21 protein-coding genes are annotated in these 19,254 nt (G+C 36.6%); 7 read left to right on the plus strand and 14 right to left on the minus strand.

The window, feature by feature from the left end; genetic code table 11:
* Positions 1 to 200 precede the first annotated feature (200 nt).
* Positions 201 to 887: a zinc transporter family protein gene (locus tag B3D98_RS00820; RefSeq protein WP_231595704.1), complete on the plus strand. Its 687-nt coding sequence runs from the start codon at positions 201 to 203 to the stop codon at positions 885 to 887.
* 40 nt (positions 888 to 927) lie between these two features.
* Here the strand turns inward: B3D98_RS00820 and B3D98_RS00825 are convergent, their stop codons facing one another.
* Positions 928 to 1,986, minus strand: a complete 1,059-nt coding sequence (locus B3D98_RS00825; RefSeq protein WP_288579748.1) for an S-layer homology domain-containing protein — start codon at positions 1,984 to 1,986, stop codon at positions 928 to 930.
* Between the two features lie 434 nt (positions 1,987 to 2,420).
* On the opposite strand from B3D98_RS00825, the gene B3D98_RS00830 reads away from it, so the two are divergent.
* Positions 2,421 to 3,320 carry a 3-hydroxyacyl-CoA dehydrogenase gene (locus tag B3D98_RS00830; RefSeq protein ID WP_054549488.1) on the plus strand — a complete coding sequence of 300 codons (900 nt, stop codon included), beginning with the start codon at positions 2,421 to 2,423 and terminating at the stop codon, positions 3,318 to 3,320.
* Between the two features lie 50 nt (positions 3,321 to 3,370).
* Here the strand turns inward: B3D98_RS00830 and B3D98_RS00835 are convergent, their stop codons facing one another.
* Positions 3,371 to 3,562, minus strand: a complete 192-nt coding sequence (locus B3D98_RS00835) for a hypothetical protein (protein WP_004228187.1) — start codon at positions 3,560 to 3,562, stop codon at positions 3,371 to 3,373.
* 3 nt (positions 3,563 to 3,565) lie between these two features.
* Positions 3,566 to 4,114, minus strand: coding sequence for a sigma-70 family RNA polymerase sigma factor (locus tag B3D98_RS00840; RefSeq protein WP_288579749.1), 549 nt, complete (start codon positions 4,112 to 4,114; stop codon positions 3,566 to 3,568).
* 172 nt (positions 4,115 to 4,286) lie between these two features.
* Between B3D98_RS00840 and B3D98_RS00845 the strand changes: the two genes are divergently transcribed.
* Entirely contained in the window at positions 4,287 to 4,442 is a 156-nt protein-coding gene (locus B3D98_RS00845) for a YvrJ family protein (RefSeq protein ID WP_082148167.1), read from the plus strand.
* Positions 4,443 to 4,863: 421 nt separating this feature from the next.
* Here the strand turns inward: B3D98_RS00845 and B3D98_RS00850 are convergent, their stop codons facing one another.
* Positions 4,864 to 5,361 (minus strand): GNAT family N-acetyltransferase, encoded by a 498-nt coding sequence (locus B3D98_RS00850; protein WP_288579750.1) that lies wholly within the window; start codon positions 5,359 to 5,361, stop codon positions 4,864 to 4,866.
* Between the two features lie 108 nt (positions 5,362 to 5,469).
* On the opposite strand from B3D98_RS00850, the gene B3D98_RS00855 reads away from it, so the two are divergent.
* Complete coding sequence (locus tag B3D98_RS00855) at positions 5,470 to 6,015, plus strand: DinB family protein (protein WP_288579751.1); 546 nt, start codon at positions 5,470 to 5,472, stop codon at positions 6,013 to 6,015.
* A gap of 34 nt (positions 6,016 to 6,049) precedes the next feature.
* On the opposite strand, the gene B3D98_RS00860 is transcribed toward B3D98_RS00855, so the two are convergent.
* Positions 6,050 to 6,898, minus strand: a complete 849-nt coding sequence (locus tag B3D98_RS00860) for a pyridoxamine kinase (protein WP_288579752.1) — start codon at positions 6,896 to 6,898, stop codon at positions 6,050 to 6,052.
* A gap of 178 nt (positions 6,899 to 7,076) precedes the next feature.
* Here B3D98_RS00860 and B3D98_RS00865 point away from each other — a divergent pair, with 178 nt between their 5' ends.
* Together B3D98_RS00865 and B3D98_RS00870 are read left to right on the plus strand one after the other, a co-directional pair.
* A complete protein-coding gene (locus B3D98_RS00865) occupies positions 7,077 to 7,631 on the plus strand; it encodes an ECF transporter S component (RefSeq protein ID WP_048394329.1) in 555 nt (184 codons plus the stop codon).
* Between the two features lie 134 nt (positions 7,632 to 7,765).
* Positions 7,766 to 8,206 carry a cell wall hydrolase gene (locus tag B3D98_RS00870; RefSeq protein ID WP_054549492.1) on the plus strand — a complete coding sequence of 147 codons (441 nt, stop codon included), beginning with the start codon at positions 7,766 to 7,768 and terminating at the stop codon, positions 8,204 to 8,206.
* A gap of 70 nt (positions 8,207 to 8,276) precedes the next feature.
* Here B3D98_RS00870 and B3D98_RS00875 read toward each other — a convergent pair whose 3' ends face one another.
* A complete protein-coding gene (locus B3D98_RS00875; RefSeq protein ID WP_288579753.1) occupies positions 8,277 to 9,533 on the minus strand; it encodes an MFS transporter in 1,257 nt (418 codons plus the stop codon).
* A 134-nt stretch (positions 9,534 to 9,667) separates the two neighbouring features.
* Positions 9,668 to 11,128 (minus strand): amidase, encoded by a 1,461-nt coding sequence (locus B3D98_RS00880; protein ID WP_288579754.1) that lies wholly within the window; start codon positions 11,126 to 11,128, stop codon positions 9,668 to 9,670.
* A gap of 130 nt (positions 11,129 to 11,258) precedes the next feature.
* Between B3D98_RS00880 and B3D98_RS00885 the strand changes: the two genes are divergently transcribed.
* Complete coding sequence (locus tag B3D98_RS00885) at positions 11,259 to 11,990, plus strand: response regulator transcription factor (protein WP_288579755.1); 732 nt, start codon at positions 11,259 to 11,261, stop codon at positions 11,988 to 11,990.
* A 131-nt stretch (positions 11,991 to 12,121) separates the two neighbouring features.
* On the opposite strand, the gene B3D98_RS00890 is transcribed toward B3D98_RS00885, so the two are convergent.
* The 7 genes from B3D98_RS00890 to B3D98_RS00920 all read right to left on the minus strand — a co-directional run bounded on the left by B3D98_RS00890 (position 12,122) and on the right by B3D98_RS00920 (position 19,253).
* A complete protein-coding gene (locus tag B3D98_RS00890) occupies positions 12,122 to 13,018 on the minus strand; it encodes a hydroxymethylglutaryl-CoA lyase (protein ID WP_288579756.1) in 897 nt (298 codons plus the stop codon).
* A gap of 19 nt (positions 13,019 to 13,037) precedes the next feature.
* Positions 13,038 to 14,393 carry a tripartite tricarboxylate transporter permease gene (locus B3D98_RS00895; protein WP_257961982.1) on the minus strand — a complete coding sequence of 452 codons (1,356 nt, stop codon included), beginning with the start codon at positions 14,391 to 14,393 and terminating at the stop codon, positions 13,038 to 13,040.
* Positions 14,390 to 14,830, minus strand: a complete 441-nt coding sequence (locus tag B3D98_RS00900) for a hypothetical protein (protein WP_288579757.1) — start codon at positions 14,828 to 14,830, stop codon at positions 14,390 to 14,392. The genes B3D98_RS00895 and B3D98_RS00900 overlap by 4 nt, the downstream gene beginning before the upstream one ends.
* Before the next feature lie 3 nt (positions 14,831 to 14,833).
* Positions 14,834 to 16,090 carry a hydroxymethylglutaryl-CoA reductase, degradative gene (locus B3D98_RS00905; RefSeq protein ID WP_288579758.1) on the minus strand — a complete coding sequence of 419 codons (1,257 nt, stop codon included), beginning with the start codon at positions 16,088 to 16,090 and terminating at the stop codon, positions 14,834 to 14,836.
* A gap of 137 nt (positions 16,091 to 16,227) precedes the next feature.
* Positions 16,228 to 16,776: a helix-turn-helix domain-containing protein gene (locus B3D98_RS00910; RefSeq protein ID WP_066037146.1), complete on the minus strand. Its 549-nt coding sequence runs from the start codon at positions 16,774 to 16,776 to the stop codon at positions 16,228 to 16,230.
* Positions 16,777 to 17,408: 632 nt separating this feature from the next.
* Positions 17,409 to 17,558: a hypothetical protein gene (locus B3D98_RS00915; RefSeq protein WP_054549503.1), complete on the minus strand. Its 150-nt coding sequence runs from the start codon at positions 17,556 to 17,558 to the stop codon at positions 17,409 to 17,411.
* A gap of 318 nt (positions 17,559 to 17,876) precedes the next feature.
* Positions 17,877 to 19,253 (minus strand): PIN domain-containing protein, encoded by a 1,377-nt coding sequence (locus B3D98_RS00920; protein ID WP_288579759.1) that lies wholly within the window; start codon positions 19,251 to 19,253, stop codon positions 17,877 to 17,879.
* Between the last annotated feature and the right edge of the window lies 1 nt (position 19,254).

Here is a 19,254-nt window from a genome sequence, read left to right on the forward strand (position 1 = left end):
CTCCCTTTGCATAGTATCATCACAACAAGCATATATTTTCGACTCTATTCTTTCCTTCGCTAACCTGCAGTATGCACATCTTTATCATGATCGTTTTTATGCAGGCAATTCAATGTCAAGCATATTCATTTCTACTTAGCATATAGTTTGAAAAAGGATTAAGTTGATGATAGGGCGGAGGAATTTTACAGGTGAGTGCAATGATACTTGGCGGTTTTCTATTTTTCAGTGTGAGCATTGGGGGCGCGATTGCCTGGATTTTCTCTAAGCTATTTCAGCATACGACACAGGGGTTATCATTATTGTGCGGAGGTTTTTTAGTAGGCTTGCTTGTGCTAGATATCATCCCTTCTTCCTTTCAAATCTATCAATCATTTGGGATTATATTAGGTATTTTTATTGGTTATTTCATCTTCCAACTACTAGATACCTTATTTCATGCTTCTCATGCACAGAATCCCTCTGTCTCTCTATTAACACTAGCAATGATTATCCATACAATACCTATTAGTCTCACTGTTGGAAATTTACTTGGGAATGCTGCATTAAGTATTTCTCTCACAGCCTCCATTATTCTTCATCATGTTCCAGAGGGATTTGCATTATCTACTGCACTCATCTCTCAAGGTGAAAGGCTTTGGAGACTTTTCATTTATTTCTTCATCTTCTCTATTTTCTTTAGTATTTTCATCTGGTTTGGTCAGTATTGGGCTTTACCAGACAAAGCACAAGGGATCTTAATGGGCATTTCGATAGGACTGATTGCTACAGCTAGTATTTCTGAATTCATTTTGCATCAGCTACAGAAAGTCTCATTTAAAGCATTTTTTATGTATCTCTTTCTAGGTTATTTCCTAAGCTATATTTTCCATATACTTGTTGAATAACAAAGGGATGTCTCCGCGCATGAGACATCCCTTTCCTCTTTTATTCTTCTTCACTAACTAGCATTAAAGTAAGCGTTAAAATTTTAGAAACCTCTGCCCGAGTAAGATTACCTTTTGGGTTAAACTTACCATTCGTACCATTTAAAATACCTAGATGTTGCAATAGACCGATAGCCTCTACTGTTTCTTGACGCATTTGATTTTTATCTGTGAATGAATTGTTTTTGCTCACTTGCGCAACATTCACTTCCATACCTTCTAAATACCTAGCAGTAATATAGGCCATTTCCTCTCGTGTAACGGGCTTTTTCGGCTCAAATTTTTCACCATTGAAAATATCGATTAAGCCATACTCCTCAAGAATCGCTACCTCCTTAGCACCCCAGAAACCACTAAGATCAGTATAAGAAGCAGGACCCTCATAATCTTCATTCACATTTAAGCCAGATGCACGGAAAATAATAGCCGCCAGTTCTCCACGCGTCACTTGTCCATTTGGATTAAACATAGTAGCCGTTGTCCCATTAATGATATCTGTTTGATATAGTAACTGAATATAGCTTTCAGCCCAATGACCAATAGCATCCTTGAAATATCCACCTGCTTTTAACTCAACGTCGGCACGAGCAAATACCTGTACCATATCATTTAAATCTTCTGCACTAACTGCTTCCCATTTGCCAGCTGTATATATCTCACTCTTATAGCCATTACTAGTTTGTGTAATTTTTATTTGAATCGCAGGCCCAAATAACTTCTTCAGTTCTTCATAGTTTTCCTTAAACTCTTTTTCTCCCTCAGGATAGAGGTTTGTACCATCTTTGTACGATTGAAGAATCGCCTCTAATGAAATTTTCACTGTAATACTATTTTTTGTTGTAACAATCGACACTTCGTTATTTTCAAAGCCTATTTTAGATAACAAAAGCATTTTATAAATATCTTGATAGGGCATGGCTTGTAACTGACTAGTGGCTGCAACATTCTGCTTTGGATGGATTATATTTGCCACATTTACTGCATCCTGGGCATACGCCTGTCCACCAACCCCTGTAAAACATGCAATACTCAGTGCACCAGCTAACATTATTTTCTTCACTGTTTTTCCCCCTTCAATTCATAGATTCAGTGTACTAAAACAACAGTTTATAAATCTATAAAAATATGGGAATTAAACAATAATTATATAAAAGACCCATTTTTAACACATTATAATTTTCCTATTTTACTTATGAGTTTGAAACTAGTTTAACAGAAAGACAAATTACTTAATGCTATCTACAACAATTACATATGTAATTAGATATATCTCTCAAATGAGGGCAGCTTAAAGGCTGTTCTTTGTTATATTTCTTTAACAGCGGGTACATACTTGGAAAGAAACTTCTTTCAATATACTTTATATTTATATAATGTTAGAGGCTTTCATTTGATTTTTATTCAACGGTAGAAGTAGTATGGAATTGTAACGAAGGATTGATCTACATATCCACACTATTATATTGATGTAACAATTTCAAAGGAGGAATTTCGATGAATTATCAAAACATTACGGTTGCAGGTAGTGGTGTATTAGGAAGCCAAATTGCTTATCAATCTGCTTTCAAAGGCTTTAATGTAACAGTGTATGACATTAACGATGAGGCGTTAAAAAATGCACAGGATCGTATTACAAAATTAAAACCATTTTATCAACAAGATTTAGGTGCTACACAAGAAGAAGTGGATGCAGCCTATGCACGTCTTACTTTTAATAGTGACTTGGCGCAAGCCGTTGCCAATGCTGACCTTGTTATAGAAGCAATCCCTGAAGTTGTGAGCATCAAAACAGAATTTTACACGAATCTTGGAAAAGTAGCACCGGCAAAAACAATTTTTGCAACAAACTCGTCTACTTTACTACCAAGCCAATTTGCTGAAGCAACTGGCCGTCCTGATAAATTTTTAGCTCTTCACTTTGCTAATACAATTTGGAAAAACAATACTGCGGAAATTATGAAACACCCTGGTACAGATATGAAAGTATTTGATGAAGTGATTGAATTTGCACGCGCCATTGGCATGGTACCACTACCATTGCATAAAGAGCAACCTGGCTATATTTTAAACTCATTACTAGTTCCGTTTTTAGATGCAGCTGAATCTTTACTTGTAAAAGAAGTGGCCGATCCAGAAACAATTGATAAAACATGGATGATTGGTACAGGCGCTCCACTTGGACCATTTGCTATTCTAGACATCGTTGGCATTAACACTGCCTATAACATTGTGGAAGCGAAAGCAACTGCCACTGGTGATGAAAACATGAAAAAATTAGCTAACCTCTTAAAAACAGAGTACATCGAAAAAGGCAAATTGGGCCGCGCAACAGGTGAAGGCTTCTACACATATCCAAATCCAAGCTTTGCAAAACCAGATTTCTTAAAGGGTTAATGATTAAAAAGAGCAATTGTCCTTCTTAAAAGGGCATTGCTCTTTTTTTATCATACAAAAAAATTCCAAAAACTAGGTGTGTTTTCAAATTCCTTCGTTGTCAGCTTTTCAATAATTTTCAGCTTAATCTCCTGCTCTAAGTCTTCTCTATCCTGGTAACTTGTTTGATGAAGACACTGCTTAATTTTTGGCGTAAAATTTTCAATAATTATTAGCATCTCCTCATTCATATTGTTCTGCATTGACTAAATCTCCTCCTTTCTAATAATATGATGAAGCTTCTTTAAAGCCTTTCGATGCAGGTTGGATATATTCTGTGGTGTTGTTTTTAATGTTTCAGCGATTACTTTTATAGAATAGTCTTTGACATAAATCATTTCTAAAATTTGCAGTTGCTTGTCTGTTAATTTTTGCAAGCCTTTAAAGAGCTGTTCATTTTCAATTTTTTCTAATAATCCTTCTTCTTCTCTCTCTTCGTAACTTATACCGTCGTCCATTAGACCACTATCTGCGACTAATAAAAAGCGATTTTGCAATCTTCTCTTTTTTTTATCGAAATCCAAGCTAAAGAAATAAATTAAATTGCTGATATATTTTATTTTCTGTACCCTTTGATAATGAGCTTGAAATGTTTCATCAACCATTTTCAAATTACAATCATTGGGATATAAGATTGCATGTTGTACCAAATAAAGATTTTGTGCATCTGCCAAAAAACTCCTGATAATTGGGTTTTTAACCTGTTCTCTATTTCTGTAAAAAAACTCTTCTATTATTTTGTACTCATTACACATTCGCATCACTCCTATATATTCGCCTTCTTGTTCATTAAAGTGAATATCATATATCTATTATAAACCAAAACAGAACAAATGTTCTCTAATTTATTCATTCATATTGATTTTATTAATCGTACGTTCACTTTTCATAACTGTAAGCATCACAATAATGAGGGAGGAAGATGTTATGATACCAATTGAAACTATACAAATGTGGGTTCACCTAATAGGTAATTCAGGTTTCCCTATTGCCATTACCATCTATCTCTTTATGCGTTTTGAGAAGAAAATAGAAAATTTGGAAGCGATTATCTTGAAGTTGTTAGATAAAAGGGAAAATTAATAAGCCTATAAAAAAATATACGGCAGCATCCTTTAAAAAGGATGCTGCCGTGTGACTTAAAGATGCTTCTGCATACCATATATGTAAGAACAAATATGTAGATGGGGGGATTTTATGGAGCTTATATTGGCCATTTTTCTCATGCTAGATATTCCCTACAATTACTTTCAACATTCATTCCCCATTATGATTGAATACTTGGGGAATCTTGGATTTTGGCTGGCACTCCCATTATCGGTCCTTACTATCTTGCTAAGTCTATGGTTACTTATAAAAAAAGTGGGCATTGTTAGCTCTTTACTTATTCTTTTTATTACGGGGATTCTTTTATTCCTTGCTTTAATTTCATTGTTCCATTGTTACTCATCCTAATAAATTGAAGCCTTTGAAGATGGAATACTTCAAAGGCTTTTTAGCATTTTTAGAAATACAGCACCATATAATCCTCATCAAAATATTGCTGCCCTATTTTTAAGGCGTTTCGTTCTGTTCCAAAAACGTGAAAACCTAACGATTTGTATAATCCTTTTGCTGATTCATTGGAAGAAACAACTGTTAAATTAATTTGCTCGACATCTACTAGTGTCTTTGCTTGATTGATGATCTCTACCATTAGTTGTTTTCCTATGCCCAATCCCCGTTTTTTTGAAGAAACATAAACGGCAAAAATACTCGCTTTATGCTTTAGCTTCATTTTATTTGCTTGCACCAATGTCGCCACACCGAGTAAATCCTCCTGGTCAAATGCCCCAAACGTAAATGTTCCCTGTCCTTCGAGCCTACTTGCAAACGACTCAATTGACAAATCCTTTTCTTCCTCGAAGCTAGCGCCAAAAGCTTCTGGATTTGTTTGCAATCCCTCTAATCTTAAATCTCTATATACTTCAGCATCTGCAGCTTTTAATTGTCTAATTTCCATGCCTTTTCCTCCTATCATACTTTTCCTATTTATCGGCCATAACGATTGGCATTTGATGTACTTTTCCAACAGTAATCCTTAAAATGGAAATAAGGGAGCTGGAAATCTATGGAATCTACTAATATGTCAAAACACTTTCTTACATTACAGGCGCAACGAGCACACTATCTACCAGCTATTCATTCACTTTCACAGGAAGAACTATGGCGAGTAACACGCGAGGGAAAATGGTCCATTGGTGAACACTTTTATCACCTTTATTTGATTCTCAAAATGCTCCACACAGCAACCAAATATTCTTTATTCCTTACGCCTATCGCTAAAATGCGAAGAAACAAGCCATTCTCTACTGAAATACATGATATTTATGAAGAATATCAATCCAAAAAAGGACATGGAATGCGAGCACCCAGTATTTTGATTCCACCTAAGAAAATACGCTTTGTATTAAACAGTTATGATATCGAGCAATTACTTATCAACGAGACACTTGCTTTGCAAAAGTTAGTACAAAATATAGACGAGGATGTTGCAGGGCATATTGTTTTTCCTGATCCCATTGCGCATTATCCTAATCTCATTCAAGCTATTCAGTTGCTGGCTATTCATGAGAGACATCACTATGAGATTGCTGTTAAAAGAAAAGTGACCTAAAATGATGCTAACATTTTAGGTCACTCTATAGTTTCTAAAGCAGCATACGTAAAAACTTTTCAAAATGCACGCCTGCCTCACGAGGTACTTGCTCCTTCGAAGTAGCTTCAATTGCAGCGGCTAAAAATGTTTCTGCTAGTTTCATTGACTCCATTAAATCTTGTCCGCGCATCATGCCGCCCATTATGATGGATGCGAAGAGGTCGCCTGTGCCTGAATAGCTCTCACCATTATAGTTGCGGATATTATGAAAAGACCGCTCGGAATCGACAAACATATTGCCAACATAACGCTTGTCCGTATCCCCTACTGGTGGATTCAAACCCGTAATAATGACGTTTGCTCCAGTTGCTTGCTGTAACTGCTGACCTGCTTCCTTAAGGGCATGAATATAATCTGTATCATTTTGATAGCTCAATAGCCTTTCATAGGATAAACCTGTAAGCAAGCAACATTCCGTAACATTTGGCGTAATAATATCAGCACACTTTACTAACGCTTTCATACGATCAAGCAATTCACCAGTAAACATCTTATAGACCTCACCATGATCGCCCATTACTGGATCGACAAGCAACGTCGTCTTATTTGAGTGAAACACGTCTAAAAAGCGAAATATATTATCGATTTGCTCCTTACCTGTAACAAAGCCTGTATGAATACCATCAAAGGTAGCTCCAAGCTTACTCCACTCGTCTATAAAAGAGTCCATCTTTGACGTTAAATCTTCACAATAAAAGCTTGAATATCCTGTTTGAGCCGTTAAAATAGCTGTTGGTAGTGGGACTGCTTGCACACCCATCACAGAGAGTACAGGCATCGCCGCCGTTAACGAGCACTTTCCAAAGGACGACATATCTTGAATTACTGCAACTTTTTTCATCATACATTCCACCTAACTCATCCTGCTTTTACTCTCCTCATCGTATCACAATTAGAAAGATGCGAAAATAACCTCTAACTGACCCTTAACTTTTTTATGAAATTGACACTTTTACAATAGTCAGTCCTTTGTTAAAGTAAAAATCATCAAAATATTCATCATAGTGAGGAAGAGACAAATGCAAAATATACAAAGGCCAACATCCTATACAAAATCACGTACAAAAACATTTGATTTAGTCATTACAGCCATTTTAGCAGCACTTGTTTTCGTTGCTACAATGTTTATCAATCTGAAGCTACCAATAGGGCAAGGTGGTCTTATCCACTTAGGAACATCTATGCTGTTTATCTCCGCTATTTTATTTGGACCAAAAAAAGGAGCACTTGCTGGAGCTATTGGAATGGGCTTATTCGATATCGTAGGTGGCTGGTTAATTTGGGCACCCACAACCATTATTTCACGCGCATTACAAGGCTTCATTGTTGGTAAAATTGCTTGGTCAAAAGGACATAAAGGTGATAATCTTGGGTTGAATATTTTAGGAGCAGTAGTATCAATGCCCGTGATGATTGCCGTATACTATGTTGGGCAGGCCATTATGTTCAACAGCTGGATTGCCCCGCTGGCATCCATTCCTGGGGATGTCATTCAAAACATCGTAGGCTTAGTTATCGCCATCCCGGTATGTGTTGTACTGAAGAAAACGCCATACTTCAAAAAGAATTTTTAATGAGAATACGCCATCTTGCTGTTCAATACAGTAAAGATGGCATTTTTTATGGTGTGAGATATAGAAACAATGAATTTCAAGATAACTCGAAACTAGCCTTGATTTTTTTCATACTATAAGGTGGAGGTGGAAAAATGCCAAGAGTAAAATACCGCGATGCAGACGTTGCTTTAATGGCAAGGATGATGAGGGCAGAAGCTGAGGGTGAAGGTCAACAAGGTATGCTTTACGTGGGCAATGTCATTGTGAATCGTGCAGTGGCGTCCTGTTTAGACTTCAATGATGTAAGAACGATTGAGCAGGTTATTTACCAGGTACAAGGTGGAAACTATTCTTTTGAAGCTGTTCAAAAAGGCAATATGTTTTACCAACGAGCGAGAGAAACGGAAAAAAGATTGGCGAAACAAAACTTAGATTTCTGGCGAGAACATCCAGCAAAATACGCACTCTGGTACTTCAATCCATATGCACCATGTCCCCCAACATGGTATGGTCAGCCGTTTACAGGACAATTTAAGAATCATTGCTTTTATGAACCTGCTCCAGATACTTGTGAGAGTGTATATATGGGATAATACGTTCAACGTTAAAAAGGGAATACCTCTATTGCAGGTATCCCTTTATGCTTATATTTTATAGCATGGCTTAATCCATCACTTTTAAAAGCTTTTCCTTAAACATCATTACTCCAATCAAGCCAATGATAGAAAATATGACTGGCGAGATGAAGCCATAGTAGTACCCATCATTTACATTGCCTGTGGCAGCTTGAAAGTAATCTAAAATATACCCAAAAATAATCGGCAGCAATGCGGCACTTAGAAAGCCCCCTGTATTGGCAAATCCAGAAACAATGCCTGATTCAGCTAAAGGGAAAGTTTGACGAACTGCCGCAAAGGTTAAAGCACTTGCACCATAGCCAAAGCCGATGATAAAGAACAGGACAATGAGCATGAAAATGGACGGATGTCCTTTCAATAAAAGAAAGGCAAACCAACTCGTTAAAACCGCAATATGCACAACAATATAGGGTCTCTTAATTGTACCTAACCAGCCAGCAATCCAGCTCATTAATGGTGCTCCTAAAAGCGCTCCGACTAGACCAATCATAATTAACTGACTAGCCTCTGACCGTGACATCTCATACATATTGATCCCATATGGTACTGCCCACGAGCTAATAAAGCCAACATACCCGCCCACAACGCCAAAATGACAAAAAAATAAAGACCATGCTTGCCTGCTTGAAAATATTCTTCGTAATAATATGGAGCTTTTTTCACGTTTTATTTCTTTAGTTATGCTTACAGATTCCTTTGAAAAAATGCGTTTTGTGTTTTGTACGAGCACAAAATAAAGAAGTACACCACATAAGCATAGTAAAAGTCCTGTAGAGAAAAAGGTGATTCGCCAACCTAATAAAAGAATCAATGTAGCAAAAGGCACTGTTGCCAATAAGAAACCTAAGCTCCCTGTCATACCTGCAAAGCCAATTAATCGGACAAACTCCTTTTTATGAAACCATTGTGCCAAAATAAGCACCATATTCACCCATATGGTCGCATCTCCTACACCAGTAAGCATTCTAGAAAAGAATAGAATGAATTCATGTGTACCTAGACTGTAAAGAATGGTTCCTATACCTGTAAGGATGGCACCAATGATGAGGAAAAGGTTTGGCCCAAATCGGTCAGCTAAAATCCCCATCGGAATTTGCAAACTCGTGTACACAAAAAATTGAATACTCGTCAATAACCCGATTGTCGAAGCCGTTACCCCAAAATCCTCCATCAATTGATCTGTAATTAACCCTGGAGCAGTTCGCTGACTTGCCATTAACAAATAGGTAAACAATACAGCAACAAACACAATCCATCTGTACTTATGTTGTTGTTTGTCCAATAATCACTACTCCTATTAGCTTTTATTTTATGTATATGAGTTCGAGGTCAGGATAAAACCTGCTTTTGAGGAAGCTTCAAAGTTACGACCGCAAAAAAACGCACCTAGTCTTTACTAAGTGCGTTCATGCTAGATTATACTGCTGGCTGAGGCTGTTCACTGACATGTACTGCTGGTTGACGGTCTTTCCAAGGCATGGCTTCCTCTAGCTGTCTACCTAGCTGTAATAACGTCAATTCATCTGCAAATTTACCCGTCATTTGTAGACCAATTGGTAGGCCTGATTTACTTTCGGCTAAAGGCAATGATATGGAAGGCTGGCCTGTAGCATTGAATAAATTTGTAAACGGTGCATACGTGAAAATTTGCTCTGTCCATTCAACAGCCGAAATGTTAGGATTGTTGGCATTTAATTCACCAATTTTAGCAGGAAGTGTGCCAATAGTTGGACTCAATAAAATATCATAGTCTTCAAAGAAGCCTGCTACTTGACGTGAAACGACAGCATTTGTATGAATAGCTTCCAATAAATCAGCCGCCTTTAATTGACCACCATATTCATAGCATTTCCAAATGGCTGCTTCAATATTTTCTGGAGAAACTGCTTTACTAGTTCCCGCTGCTGCCCCCTTAATCATTTGATAAATATTCGCTGTCCAAATATCGACCGTCGCCTTTGTAAATGATGCTTGTTCATATTTCGGACGCGCCTCCACTATCACGTGTCCTAGCTCCTTTAAAACTTGAACTGTTTTATGAACTGCTTCTATACATTCCGGATCGACAAATGCCCCAGAATTTGTTTCAGTTGTCCAAGCAATTTTTAGTGGGCGCACTGTTTCCTGGATAAGTTGTCCATACGGTGCATGTGTTACTTCTAATTTGGAATAGCTCCCTAAGTCAGGGCCTGCTACTTGATCCAATAAAACAGCTGTATCACGAATTGTACGAGTCACAGCGAACTCAATGGCAATACCATTTAAAGGCTCGCTATTGAATGGACCAGCTGGAACTCTTCCACGTGTTGGTTTTAATCCCACTAACCCACTACAGGAAGCGGGGATACGAATAGAACCTCCACCATCATTGGCATGAGCGATTGGCACAATACCACTTGCAACAGCCGCTGCTGACCCACCACTCGAACCGCCTGGACTATGAGTCAAATTCCACGGATTGCGCGTTGCACCATAAATAACCGCTTCAGTAGCTGCATTATAGCCAAACTCTGGTGTTGTCGTAGTACCTGCTAAAATCAGGCCTGCCTTCCTAAAACGCGCCATTAATTCACTATCGACAGCTATAACAGTATTTTCTCCAATACGACTCCCCATACTATGCGGAACACCCTCTGCATGTAACACAAGCTCCTTAATTAAAAACGGAACACCTGCAAACGGCGCATTTTCATCAACCTTCTCAATGGCTTTATCAGCCTGCTCTTCTAACACACTAACAACTGCATTAATGGATGGATTGACTTTTTTTATTCCTTCTAACGCTAGCTCCTTTAACTCCTGTGGTGTTACCTCCTTTGATTTTACTAGCTCTGCCAACCCAATACCGTCATAGGATGCATACTCTTGTAAATTCATATTATCACCTCGTATAGTAGTAATCTTGCAACTATAATGTACTGAATATTCTAAATTTAAGATATTACCCGAAAGGATAATTCTGTTTTAAGTAGAATATAAATGCATAATAGAGAAATGAGGTGTTTTCATGTTTTTAGAAAATGATTTAGAAAACATTCTTAAAGCAAGCTATCATATTTCAAATATGAATGTGAAACAAAGCAATGAATGTTTTAAACATGAACTATTGCAAACAATTAGTCAGCATCTCGGCTATCACCATATGTTATTTTGGGAAATAGCAAATAATGAGCTAACCGCCCCTGTGCTTTTTAATATAGAGAGTCACACGATTAATGACTATTTACAAAGATATAAAAACTTTGATCCATTGCACCCCCAAAATATAAATACACAGCCTTCCATTCAGCTAATGAGTAGGAATGAAGTTATGTGCCTGCAAAAACAAACCCACTATAAAGAAGTATTTTTGAAAGAAAATCGCTATGAAGATGAAATGGCCATGTATTTAAGAATAGACAATAGGCTCGTAGCCGTTATTGGCTTTTTAAGGAAAACCGGAGAGAAGCTATTTAATGAAAAAGATATTTTAAAGTTAGTGTATTTGAAAAGAAATATCGAAAACATGTATTCCTTACATCACTTTTCACAGCCCTCCATCGTGTTGGAAATGACAGATCGAGAACGAGAAGTTTTAAAGTTTGTATTCAAAGGCTTGAAAAACCTAGATATCGCCCAGCGATTATTTGTCAGTGAAAATACAATCAAAAAACACCTTCAAAACCTATATAGAAGGTTTCAAGTAACCAATCGTACCCAACTGCTGGCAAAGTGTTTGAAGTATATTGATCATATTTAGGAGGGTCATCTATTGAATTCAAAGGTAGTATGATTAATTGGCATAAAACTATTTTCCCTCAGTAAAAAATGTCCCACCAATTGGGTGGGACATTTCTAATTTTAATTCTAACTATAGAGGTGCTCTTTTACTTAATTACTTTGCACTTTATACACTTTACTATCAAGCTGTCTATTTATTCCCTGCTGTAAAAATCGTGTGGCGGTAAATAGTTTTTCTTCATCAATATTCGTTTGGACGCCTAAACGATGCAGGAAATTAACTAAATCATTCGTTGACACATTGCCGCTTGCACCAGGGGCATAGGGGCAACCCCCTAAACCTCCAATAGCACTGTCGTATTTTGTAATCCCCAGCTCAAGTGCTGCAAAGATATTGGCTAAAGCACGGCCATACGTATCATGAAAATGAAGGGCAAACAAATCACTATCGTATTGAGTGAGTAGCTCTGATAAAATAGCCTTTACTTGTACAGGATCCGCTACCCCAATTGTATCACCTAGTGAAATTTCAGAAACGCCCATTGCTAGATAGGCATCAATGATATCCTTCACTGTTTGAAGCTTTACTTCATCACCAAACGGACTGCCAAATACAGTTGAAATATAGCCTCTTAACGATATACCTTCACGATTTGCTGCTTCAGCTACAGCTTTTAAGTTCTGTAAAGATTGGTTAATTGAAGCGTTTACATTACTTTGATTATGCTCCTCAGAGGCGGAGATAAATAACGCAATTTCATCAACCTTTTGTTGAATGGCTCCTTCTACCCCTTTCAAATTAGGCACAAGCGCTGCATACGTTATTTTTTCATCACGTGCGATTTGCTCAAACACTTCATGATGATCGGCTAAAGCTGGTATCCACTTGGGACTAACAAAAGAGGATACTTCGATATGACGGACACCTGTTTCACTTATTAAATTAATCCATTGCACTTTCAAATCAGTTGGAATAAAAATTTTCTCATTTTGTAAGCCGTCACGAGGACCAACTTCTCTTATTTCCACTTGTTTTGGTAAAGTCATAAAGATACACTTCCTTTAATTAAATGCCGAACAGCTGTAGCATAATCCAGCTTGATGCGTAGAATACCATGAATTGCACACCGGCCCCTACACCTAAAATACGATTTAATAAACCACCAACAGTTGCGACTGTAAATGTTAACACTACTCCTAGCAATTGTGCCTCGTTATAGGCAAGCAAAAATGCTAAACCGATGAACATCGCTACGATTGCTTCCTGGCTAATATATTTCAATACTAATACAGATGCTTTACGTGCATAATTCATCGCAAATGGATAAGCAATTAAAGCGGCTACACTAATACCGATTAACCCAAAAATGAAAAAGTCCCATGAAGACATTAGCGTGTGTAAGTTGTTAACTGGATCTACTGTAAAAATCGGTGGTGCATTAAATAAAGGTGATGCTGGTCCAAGTGCTACTGGACTTAACGGAATACCGAATGCAATTAATGGAATAATCGCTTCAGCAATATATGTCGATTCCGTTACACCATTCATAACAGTAAGACTCGTTGTTGATTTTTTATAGGCACCTTTTGTACGAGAGCCTACAATTTCTCCCATCAATGACGTCATCCCAACAGGACTGAAGACAAATGTAAGGGAGGAAAGAAACGTTGTAATACTCGTAAAAATGGTCTGCCTTTTCGATAAAATTTTAAATGGATTCGGGAAATAGCCTTTCCATGATTTCGTTTCGGGAGCAAGATTATATTGATTTGGCTTACTGCGTGCTAGATCATTTTTAGCAACAGAAGAAGCCGCCATTAAAATATTACAAAACATCGGTCCAATCGCAATTCCTAAAAAGAATGTAATACTTAAATGTTTATCCAGCATCGCAAAGCTAACGCTATCTAAAGCTTTAATGAAAAATGCAAATGGAACAATGATTAAAATACTTGCCCATTTTCCTTTTGAAAAGAATGCGATTAAAATTGCGGCAAGTGTAAAAATGATGCCTGATGAAGATTTAAAAAAGTCGGCAAATTGACCTAAAAACTGACCTAACAATACAGCGGTTGGTAGGGCGATAAATGCACCGATAACACCGCCAGAAATCATTTTACGTAGTGCAACGTGCGGCATGCCTAAACGGCGTAATGTATTGGCATGATCGATTAACGGTACAGCCGTTGTATCCCCTGGAATGCCTAATAACGCAGTTGGGACAGCATGTGTTAAATGCTTAGCTAACACGCCCGCCATGAAAAAGGCGAATACCCCTTCAGGAGGCGCTCCCAGCAAAATAACTAACAATGTAATTGGTACCATAATTGCTGTTTCATCTGTACCTGAAATAAGTCCAATTATAGTAAAGATTGCTGCACCAAGAAGTGCAAATAAAAGAGCTATTAAATAAATACTCATTTTTTATCCGCTCCTTTCAAGCCTTGTAAGCTAGAAAGAATGCCAAAATCCTCAAGCTCTTTTTTTGTCACCGGATCTTCCTCGATTAAGCGTATTTCCTCGTCTATATCAATTTGTAAATCCTCAAATGCTTCCTTTAAAGAATGACTAGATGCTTCATCTTCTACTAAAATACGCTTTGGTTTAAAAAGAATCGTATTAATAGCAACAACAATCAGAATACCCGTGATTCCTGTTAACAGTGAATAAGAGTTAATCATCTGAGGGTCTACAAACTTCGGAAAAACCCACTGACCAAACTGATAGCCTAAAAAGCTTGCGGCAACGCTTAAAATAATTGAAATAATTAACTGATTGCCAGAAACCGTGTCTCCTAAAATTTCAATAAACTTCTTTTCCTCTACATTTTTTTGCTCATTGTATGGAGTATTCGCCATGTATTATTCACCTCGCAGAGAGTTTGTAATCTCTAAAACACGATCATAACGGAAATCCTTCTCTTCTACCGCCTGCTGCACAACACGATCAATAATATCGCCTGTTGCCCCAGCCATTACAGCCAAGTTTTTCGCATGCAGACGCATATGACCAGATTGAATACCCTCTGCTGAAAGTGCGCGTAAGCTTGCTAGATTTTCTACTAATCCTACTGCTACAATGTAGCTAGCTAGCTCCTCTGCAGATTGCACATCCATAATTTTTAGCGCTGCTTTTGCAACAGGATGAGTCTTCGTAGCCCCTCCCACAATACCAACAGCTAATGGCAATTCCAACGTCCCAACAAGATTGCCTGCTTTATTCAGCTCCCACGTTGTTAAAGAACGATATCTACCAGAACGAGCAGCATAGGCATGAGCACCAGCCTCAACAGCACGTGTATCATTACCCGATGCTAATACTGCAGCAGTAATACCATTCATAACCCCTTTATTATGTGTGGCAGCCCGATACGGATCAGCATCTGCAAATTCGTAAGCACTTACAATATTTTTCGCAATCTCTATCCCCCCGAGCATTTCTGTCGAGAATTCTCCACGCGCACGAACAATACGCTTATCTGCTAAATTTGAAATAATCCGTAGCACAACTCGTCCATTTGTAATACGTTCGATTAATGGTGACACAGATTCCGCCATCGTATTGACTGCGTTTGCCCCCATTGCATCCTTCGTATCTACGATTAAATGAACGACAACCATTGTTTCTTTTGCTGTGTCGATTAAGTGCACTTCTATATCCTTCACTCCACCGCCTAACTTGACTAACGTTGGATCCTTTTCATTACAATGCTCGATGATCTCATTTTTATGTTCAAAAATTTTCGCCCTCGCTGCATGAGGGTCCTCAATATTTAATACCTGAATCTGTCCGCGCATAACTGTTCCCGAGCTGGAAGTAAAAATACCCCCTAACTCATATGCTGCACGGGCAGCATTACTAGCCGCAGCAATTACTGACGGCTCTTCAGTAGCCATCGGAATAAATACCTCTTTGCCATTCACCTTAAAGTTGGCCGCTACCCCTAGAGGCACTGAAATATGTCCAATAACATTTTCAACCATTGCATCAGCAAGCTCTAATGAAATTCCACTTTTTAAAGCTTCAACTTCCTCGTTGGTTAAATTTGATTTTTCAGCGATTAACTTAATTCGCTCTTCTACTGAAAGTAAATAAAATCCCTTAATACGTGAAGTCATCCCCATACCCCCAAAATTAAAAAAGTGTAATATAATTCAACTTAGTTGAATAACATTACACCAATTGTAAATTGTCTGAATAGTATTGTAAACAAGAAATTTGTATTTTCGATAATATTTACGTTTAAAAGAAAGATTTAATCCTCAACATAAATCGTTAATACCTTTGAGTTTTCTGCAGAATTATTAATAAAGATATGTTCCTTTTTCCCAGAAAAATACGCAGAGTCCCCCTCTTCTAAATGGTAAAATTTATGATCGTATTTCAAGACGATACTACCAGAAATGACATAAATAAATTCATCATTATCGTGTGTATAAGGAGCTAAATTTTCCGCCCCATTATGTACAGTAACAATAGAAGGATTGATATTGCTCATATAGCTCTTATTCGCTAACAGCTCATATTGATAGCCAAGTTCATTCGTCTCAACAGTCTCATTGCGTTCTTTTTTCGAAACAATCGAAATGCCATCAAATTGATCCTGAATAACAAACCAAGCCATTGGCACATCAAATATTTCCGCAATCTTGGACAATGTCACCAGACTCGGTGTCGCTTTGCCATTTTCTATTTTTGAAATATGACTTTTCGTTAAATTAATCTGCGAAGCTAAATCATCCTGAGACATTTTATTTTTCTTCCGCATCTGCTTTATTTTTACTCCAACTTCTAGTAAGTTCATCTATTCCAGTCCCCTCGATCATTTCGGTTTTTACAATAACTATACTATATTTTTAAATGATGGATAGAAAAATACGGAGGTATAATACTCTTCATTTTCCTCTGTTCAATTAAATTCAAAAGGGTGTGCTGAAAGTTTCTCGACTTTTAGCACACCCTTAAACATTATAGTGATGACATTCACATCTTCTTAGGCTGAATCCCGCGAATCGTATTTTTTTGGAATTGTTGCATTATGCTCCACAATAAATACTTTGAGAGGCCAAAATTAGCTTAAGTTGAACTGAAGAAAGAACACTAATTCAAAAGTTCTTGATAGAATCGGTGACATTTCCGACCTTGTCATAAAAGCGTTCAAAAAAATGAAAATGAAATGGATAAATTCTCTGTAACTCTCAACGATTTCATTTGTTTTTCAAAAGAGAGTGTGTTCCCTATGACAACAAATGCACGGAGTATGAACAAATAAAAATTCTAGGGTGGTACGGTACATGAAATGTTAAGAGGAATGGATATCTGATAATAAGTTTTCTGTCATCGAATCTGCCATTTAGGAGAATAATAAAATATACCACAATTTTATTTTAAAGAAAAACATAGGGAGATTTTAGTCTTCCTATGTTTTCATTCAAATTATTGATCTGTTTGTTCTTGCTTCTTTTTTAAATACGCCGCACGTATTTTCTCAAGTTGCTGCTTTTTATCAAATTGGGCTGGCTTGTGTTTTTCATGATACTTGGCCACAGCCACCTTACCTTTAGTATCTAATTGATATTTCCCCACTTTGGTTCACCTACTTTTCCTGCCTTTAAAGAAATCTATTCAACAAATATAGTATACCTTATTTTGCTGATGTAAACCTTTTTCCTATATTGGTGTACTGCTTAACTTTAAATTCAGTAAAAGCTTAGTAAATAACTTTGACAAATGTATTTAAAATATCTGTATCCTCTTTTCAGATGACAATGCTTTATCTTTACCACCAATTATTGCTCACTTTGATGTATAGAGACGGCGGGAGTCGAACCAACCGTCTCAAAATGTTGTTAAATCAATGGCTGCGGGGGTAAGTCATTTTATTGACTATGGTTTTGACTACATTCATTCCTGATAGCTCACATGAAAATTCCCTATAAATATTTCAAAAGTACTTTGAATTAACTCCATCTCATCTCCTGTGATTTTTTTCAATTTAAGAAACTTTTTTATTGCTAGCCTTAATTTAGCTTTCTTGCTGTCGAATTTATACCAATCAAGAGTGTAATTTTCAACTATAACTCTACATAACTCATTTAACATATTTTCATCATTTTCATAATGCGTTCCTAAGAAAGACCTTTTTAATTCTATTTTTATTTCATCTATAGGTATTTCAATTGAGTTATGTTTTGCTTCCTCTTCTGCCGCTCCCTCTTCTTCTTCTTCTTCTTCCTCTACCTCTTCTTCCTTTATTAAGAAAGAATACTTAATTTTTTCTATACTGACTGCATCATCATCAAATGTAAGGGCTTCAATACTATCTAGAACAATTTTTTCAATATGTAAATTTTTCAAATCAACTATCTCAACAACGAAGTACATTGAGATCTTCAAATCGTATGAAATACCTTTTTTACCAGCATCTAAAATGCCTTTTATACCAAATTTGTATGTTGTATCTCCAATTTCATTTAAGTCAACTATTTTATCTTCTAGACTTAAACCATTAACCTTACATTTCATACCATTTATTTTTATAAAATCTTTTTTTAAACAATAGTTTAAATCATCAATTAAAACATCAACTACTTCTGAAATAGAGCTCTGTATAAAGTCAAATAGGTCTCTCAAGTTCTTTTCGTCCGAATATTTTTCGATCAATCTATCTAATTTATTTCTATCGTCCCTTCCAAATATTTCAATCTTCTTTCCAGTCCTTACTTCAAACTCATCAGCTAATTCATCTTTAAACCCTTTATCTGCAGTAAAAAAAATATATTCCCCATCATTATTTTCGGCATGTTCTAATATGGATTCCCATATTAGAACATCTTTAAAGCCTTTATCAGATTTTTTATCTTTTCCTTCAAACGGAGCTTTTTTATTTAACGCTCTATCCACTATATTAGAAAATTGATTATCACTACATGTAGCGATCAACTGTATTCCCTTACTAGCAATATATTGATCTTGTTTTTCGTTTAAATAAATTTCATAATCCAATGTTTCATCTATATTAATATCTATTTCATAAATATTATCAAATTTGGATTTCGAATTAATTATTTGCTCAAGATCTTCATTAAATGCAGATATTTGTTGTTTAAAAAGTTCCTTAATAGTAATTTCCGGAATTAAGAGTTCAAATCTATCAATTACATCCTGTCTCTCTATTTTGCCTTGAATTTCATCATAAAAAGAATTTATTGTAAACCGAGAAAAATCTTCATAAAATCTATTAAATAATATATTGGTATCAAAGATAATATAAGTTTTCAAT

The organism is Lysinibacillus sp. UBA5994 (assembly GCF_002429725.1).
Taxonomy (GTDB): Bacteria; Bacillota; Bacilli; order Bacillales_A; family Planococcaceae; genus Lysinibacillus; species Lysinibacillus capsici.

Excerpts from the sequence above, each read along its gene's own strand:
- B3D98_RS00820 (WP_231595704.1), top strand. The coding sequence starts at position 201 with ATGATACTTGGCGGTTTTCTATTTTTCAGTGTGAGCATTGGGGGCGCG.
- B3D98_RS00830 (WP_054549488.1), top strand. The coding sequence starts at position 2,421 with ATGAATTATCAAAACATTACGGTTGCAGGTAGTGGTGTATTAGGAAGC.
- B3D98_RS00835 (WP_004228187.1), bottom strand. The coding sequence starts at position 3,562 with ATGCAGAACAATATGAATGAGGAGATGCTAATAATTATTGAAAATTTT.
- B3D98_RS00840 (WP_288579749.1), bottom strand. The coding sequence starts at position 4,114 with ATGTGTAATGAGTACAAAATAATAGAAGAGTTTTTTTACAGAAATAGA.
- B3D98_RS00845 (WP_082148167.1), top strand. The coding sequence starts at position 4,287 with ATGATACCAATTGAAACTATACAAATGTGGGTTCACCTAATAGGTAAT.
- B3D98_RS00850 (WP_288579750.1), bottom strand. The coding sequence starts at position 5,361 with ATGGAAATTAGACAATTAAAAGCTGCAGATGCTGAAGTATATAGAGAT.
- B3D98_RS00855 (WP_288579751.1), top strand. The coding sequence starts at position 5,470 with ATGGAATCTACTAATATGTCAAAACACTTTCTTACATTACAGGCGCAA.
- B3D98_RS00860 (WP_288579752.1), bottom strand. The coding sequence starts at position 6,898 with ATGAAAAAAGTTGCAGTAATTCAAGATATGTCGTCCTTTGGAAAGTGC.
- B3D98_RS00865 (WP_048394329.1), top strand. The coding sequence starts at position 7,077 with ATGCAAAATATACAAAGGCCAACATCCTATACAAAATCACGTACAAAA.
- B3D98_RS00870 (WP_054549492.1), top strand. The coding sequence starts at position 7,766 with ATGCCAAGAGTAAAATACCGCGATGCAGACGTTGCTTTAATGGCAAGG.
- B3D98_RS00880 (WP_288579754.1), bottom strand. The coding sequence starts at position 11,128 with ATGAATTTACAAGAGTATGCATCCTATGACGGTATTGGGTTGGCAGAG.
- B3D98_RS00885 (WP_288579755.1), top strand. The coding sequence starts at position 11,259 with ATGTTTTTAGAAAATGATTTAGAAAACATTCTTAAAGCAAGCTATCAT.
- B3D98_RS00890 (WP_288579756.1), bottom strand. The coding sequence starts at position 13,018 with ATGACTTTACCAAAACAAGTGGAAATAAGAGAAGTTGGTCCTCGTGAC.
- B3D98_RS00895 (WP_257961982.1), bottom strand. The coding sequence starts at position 14,393 with ATGAGTATTTATTTAATAGCTCTTTTATTTGCACTTCTTGGTGCAGCA.
- B3D98_RS00900 (WP_288579757.1), bottom strand. The coding sequence starts at position 14,830 with ATGGCGAATACTCCATACAATGAGCAAAAAAATGTAGAGGAAAAGAAG.
- B3D98_RS00905 (WP_288579758.1), bottom strand. The coding sequence starts at position 16,090 with ATGACTTCACGTATTAAGGGATTTTATTTACTTTCAGTAGAAGAGCGA.
- B3D98_RS00910 (WP_066037146.1), bottom strand. The coding sequence starts at position 16,776 with ATGAACTTACTAGAAGTTGGAGTAAAAATAAAGCAGATGCGGAAGAAA.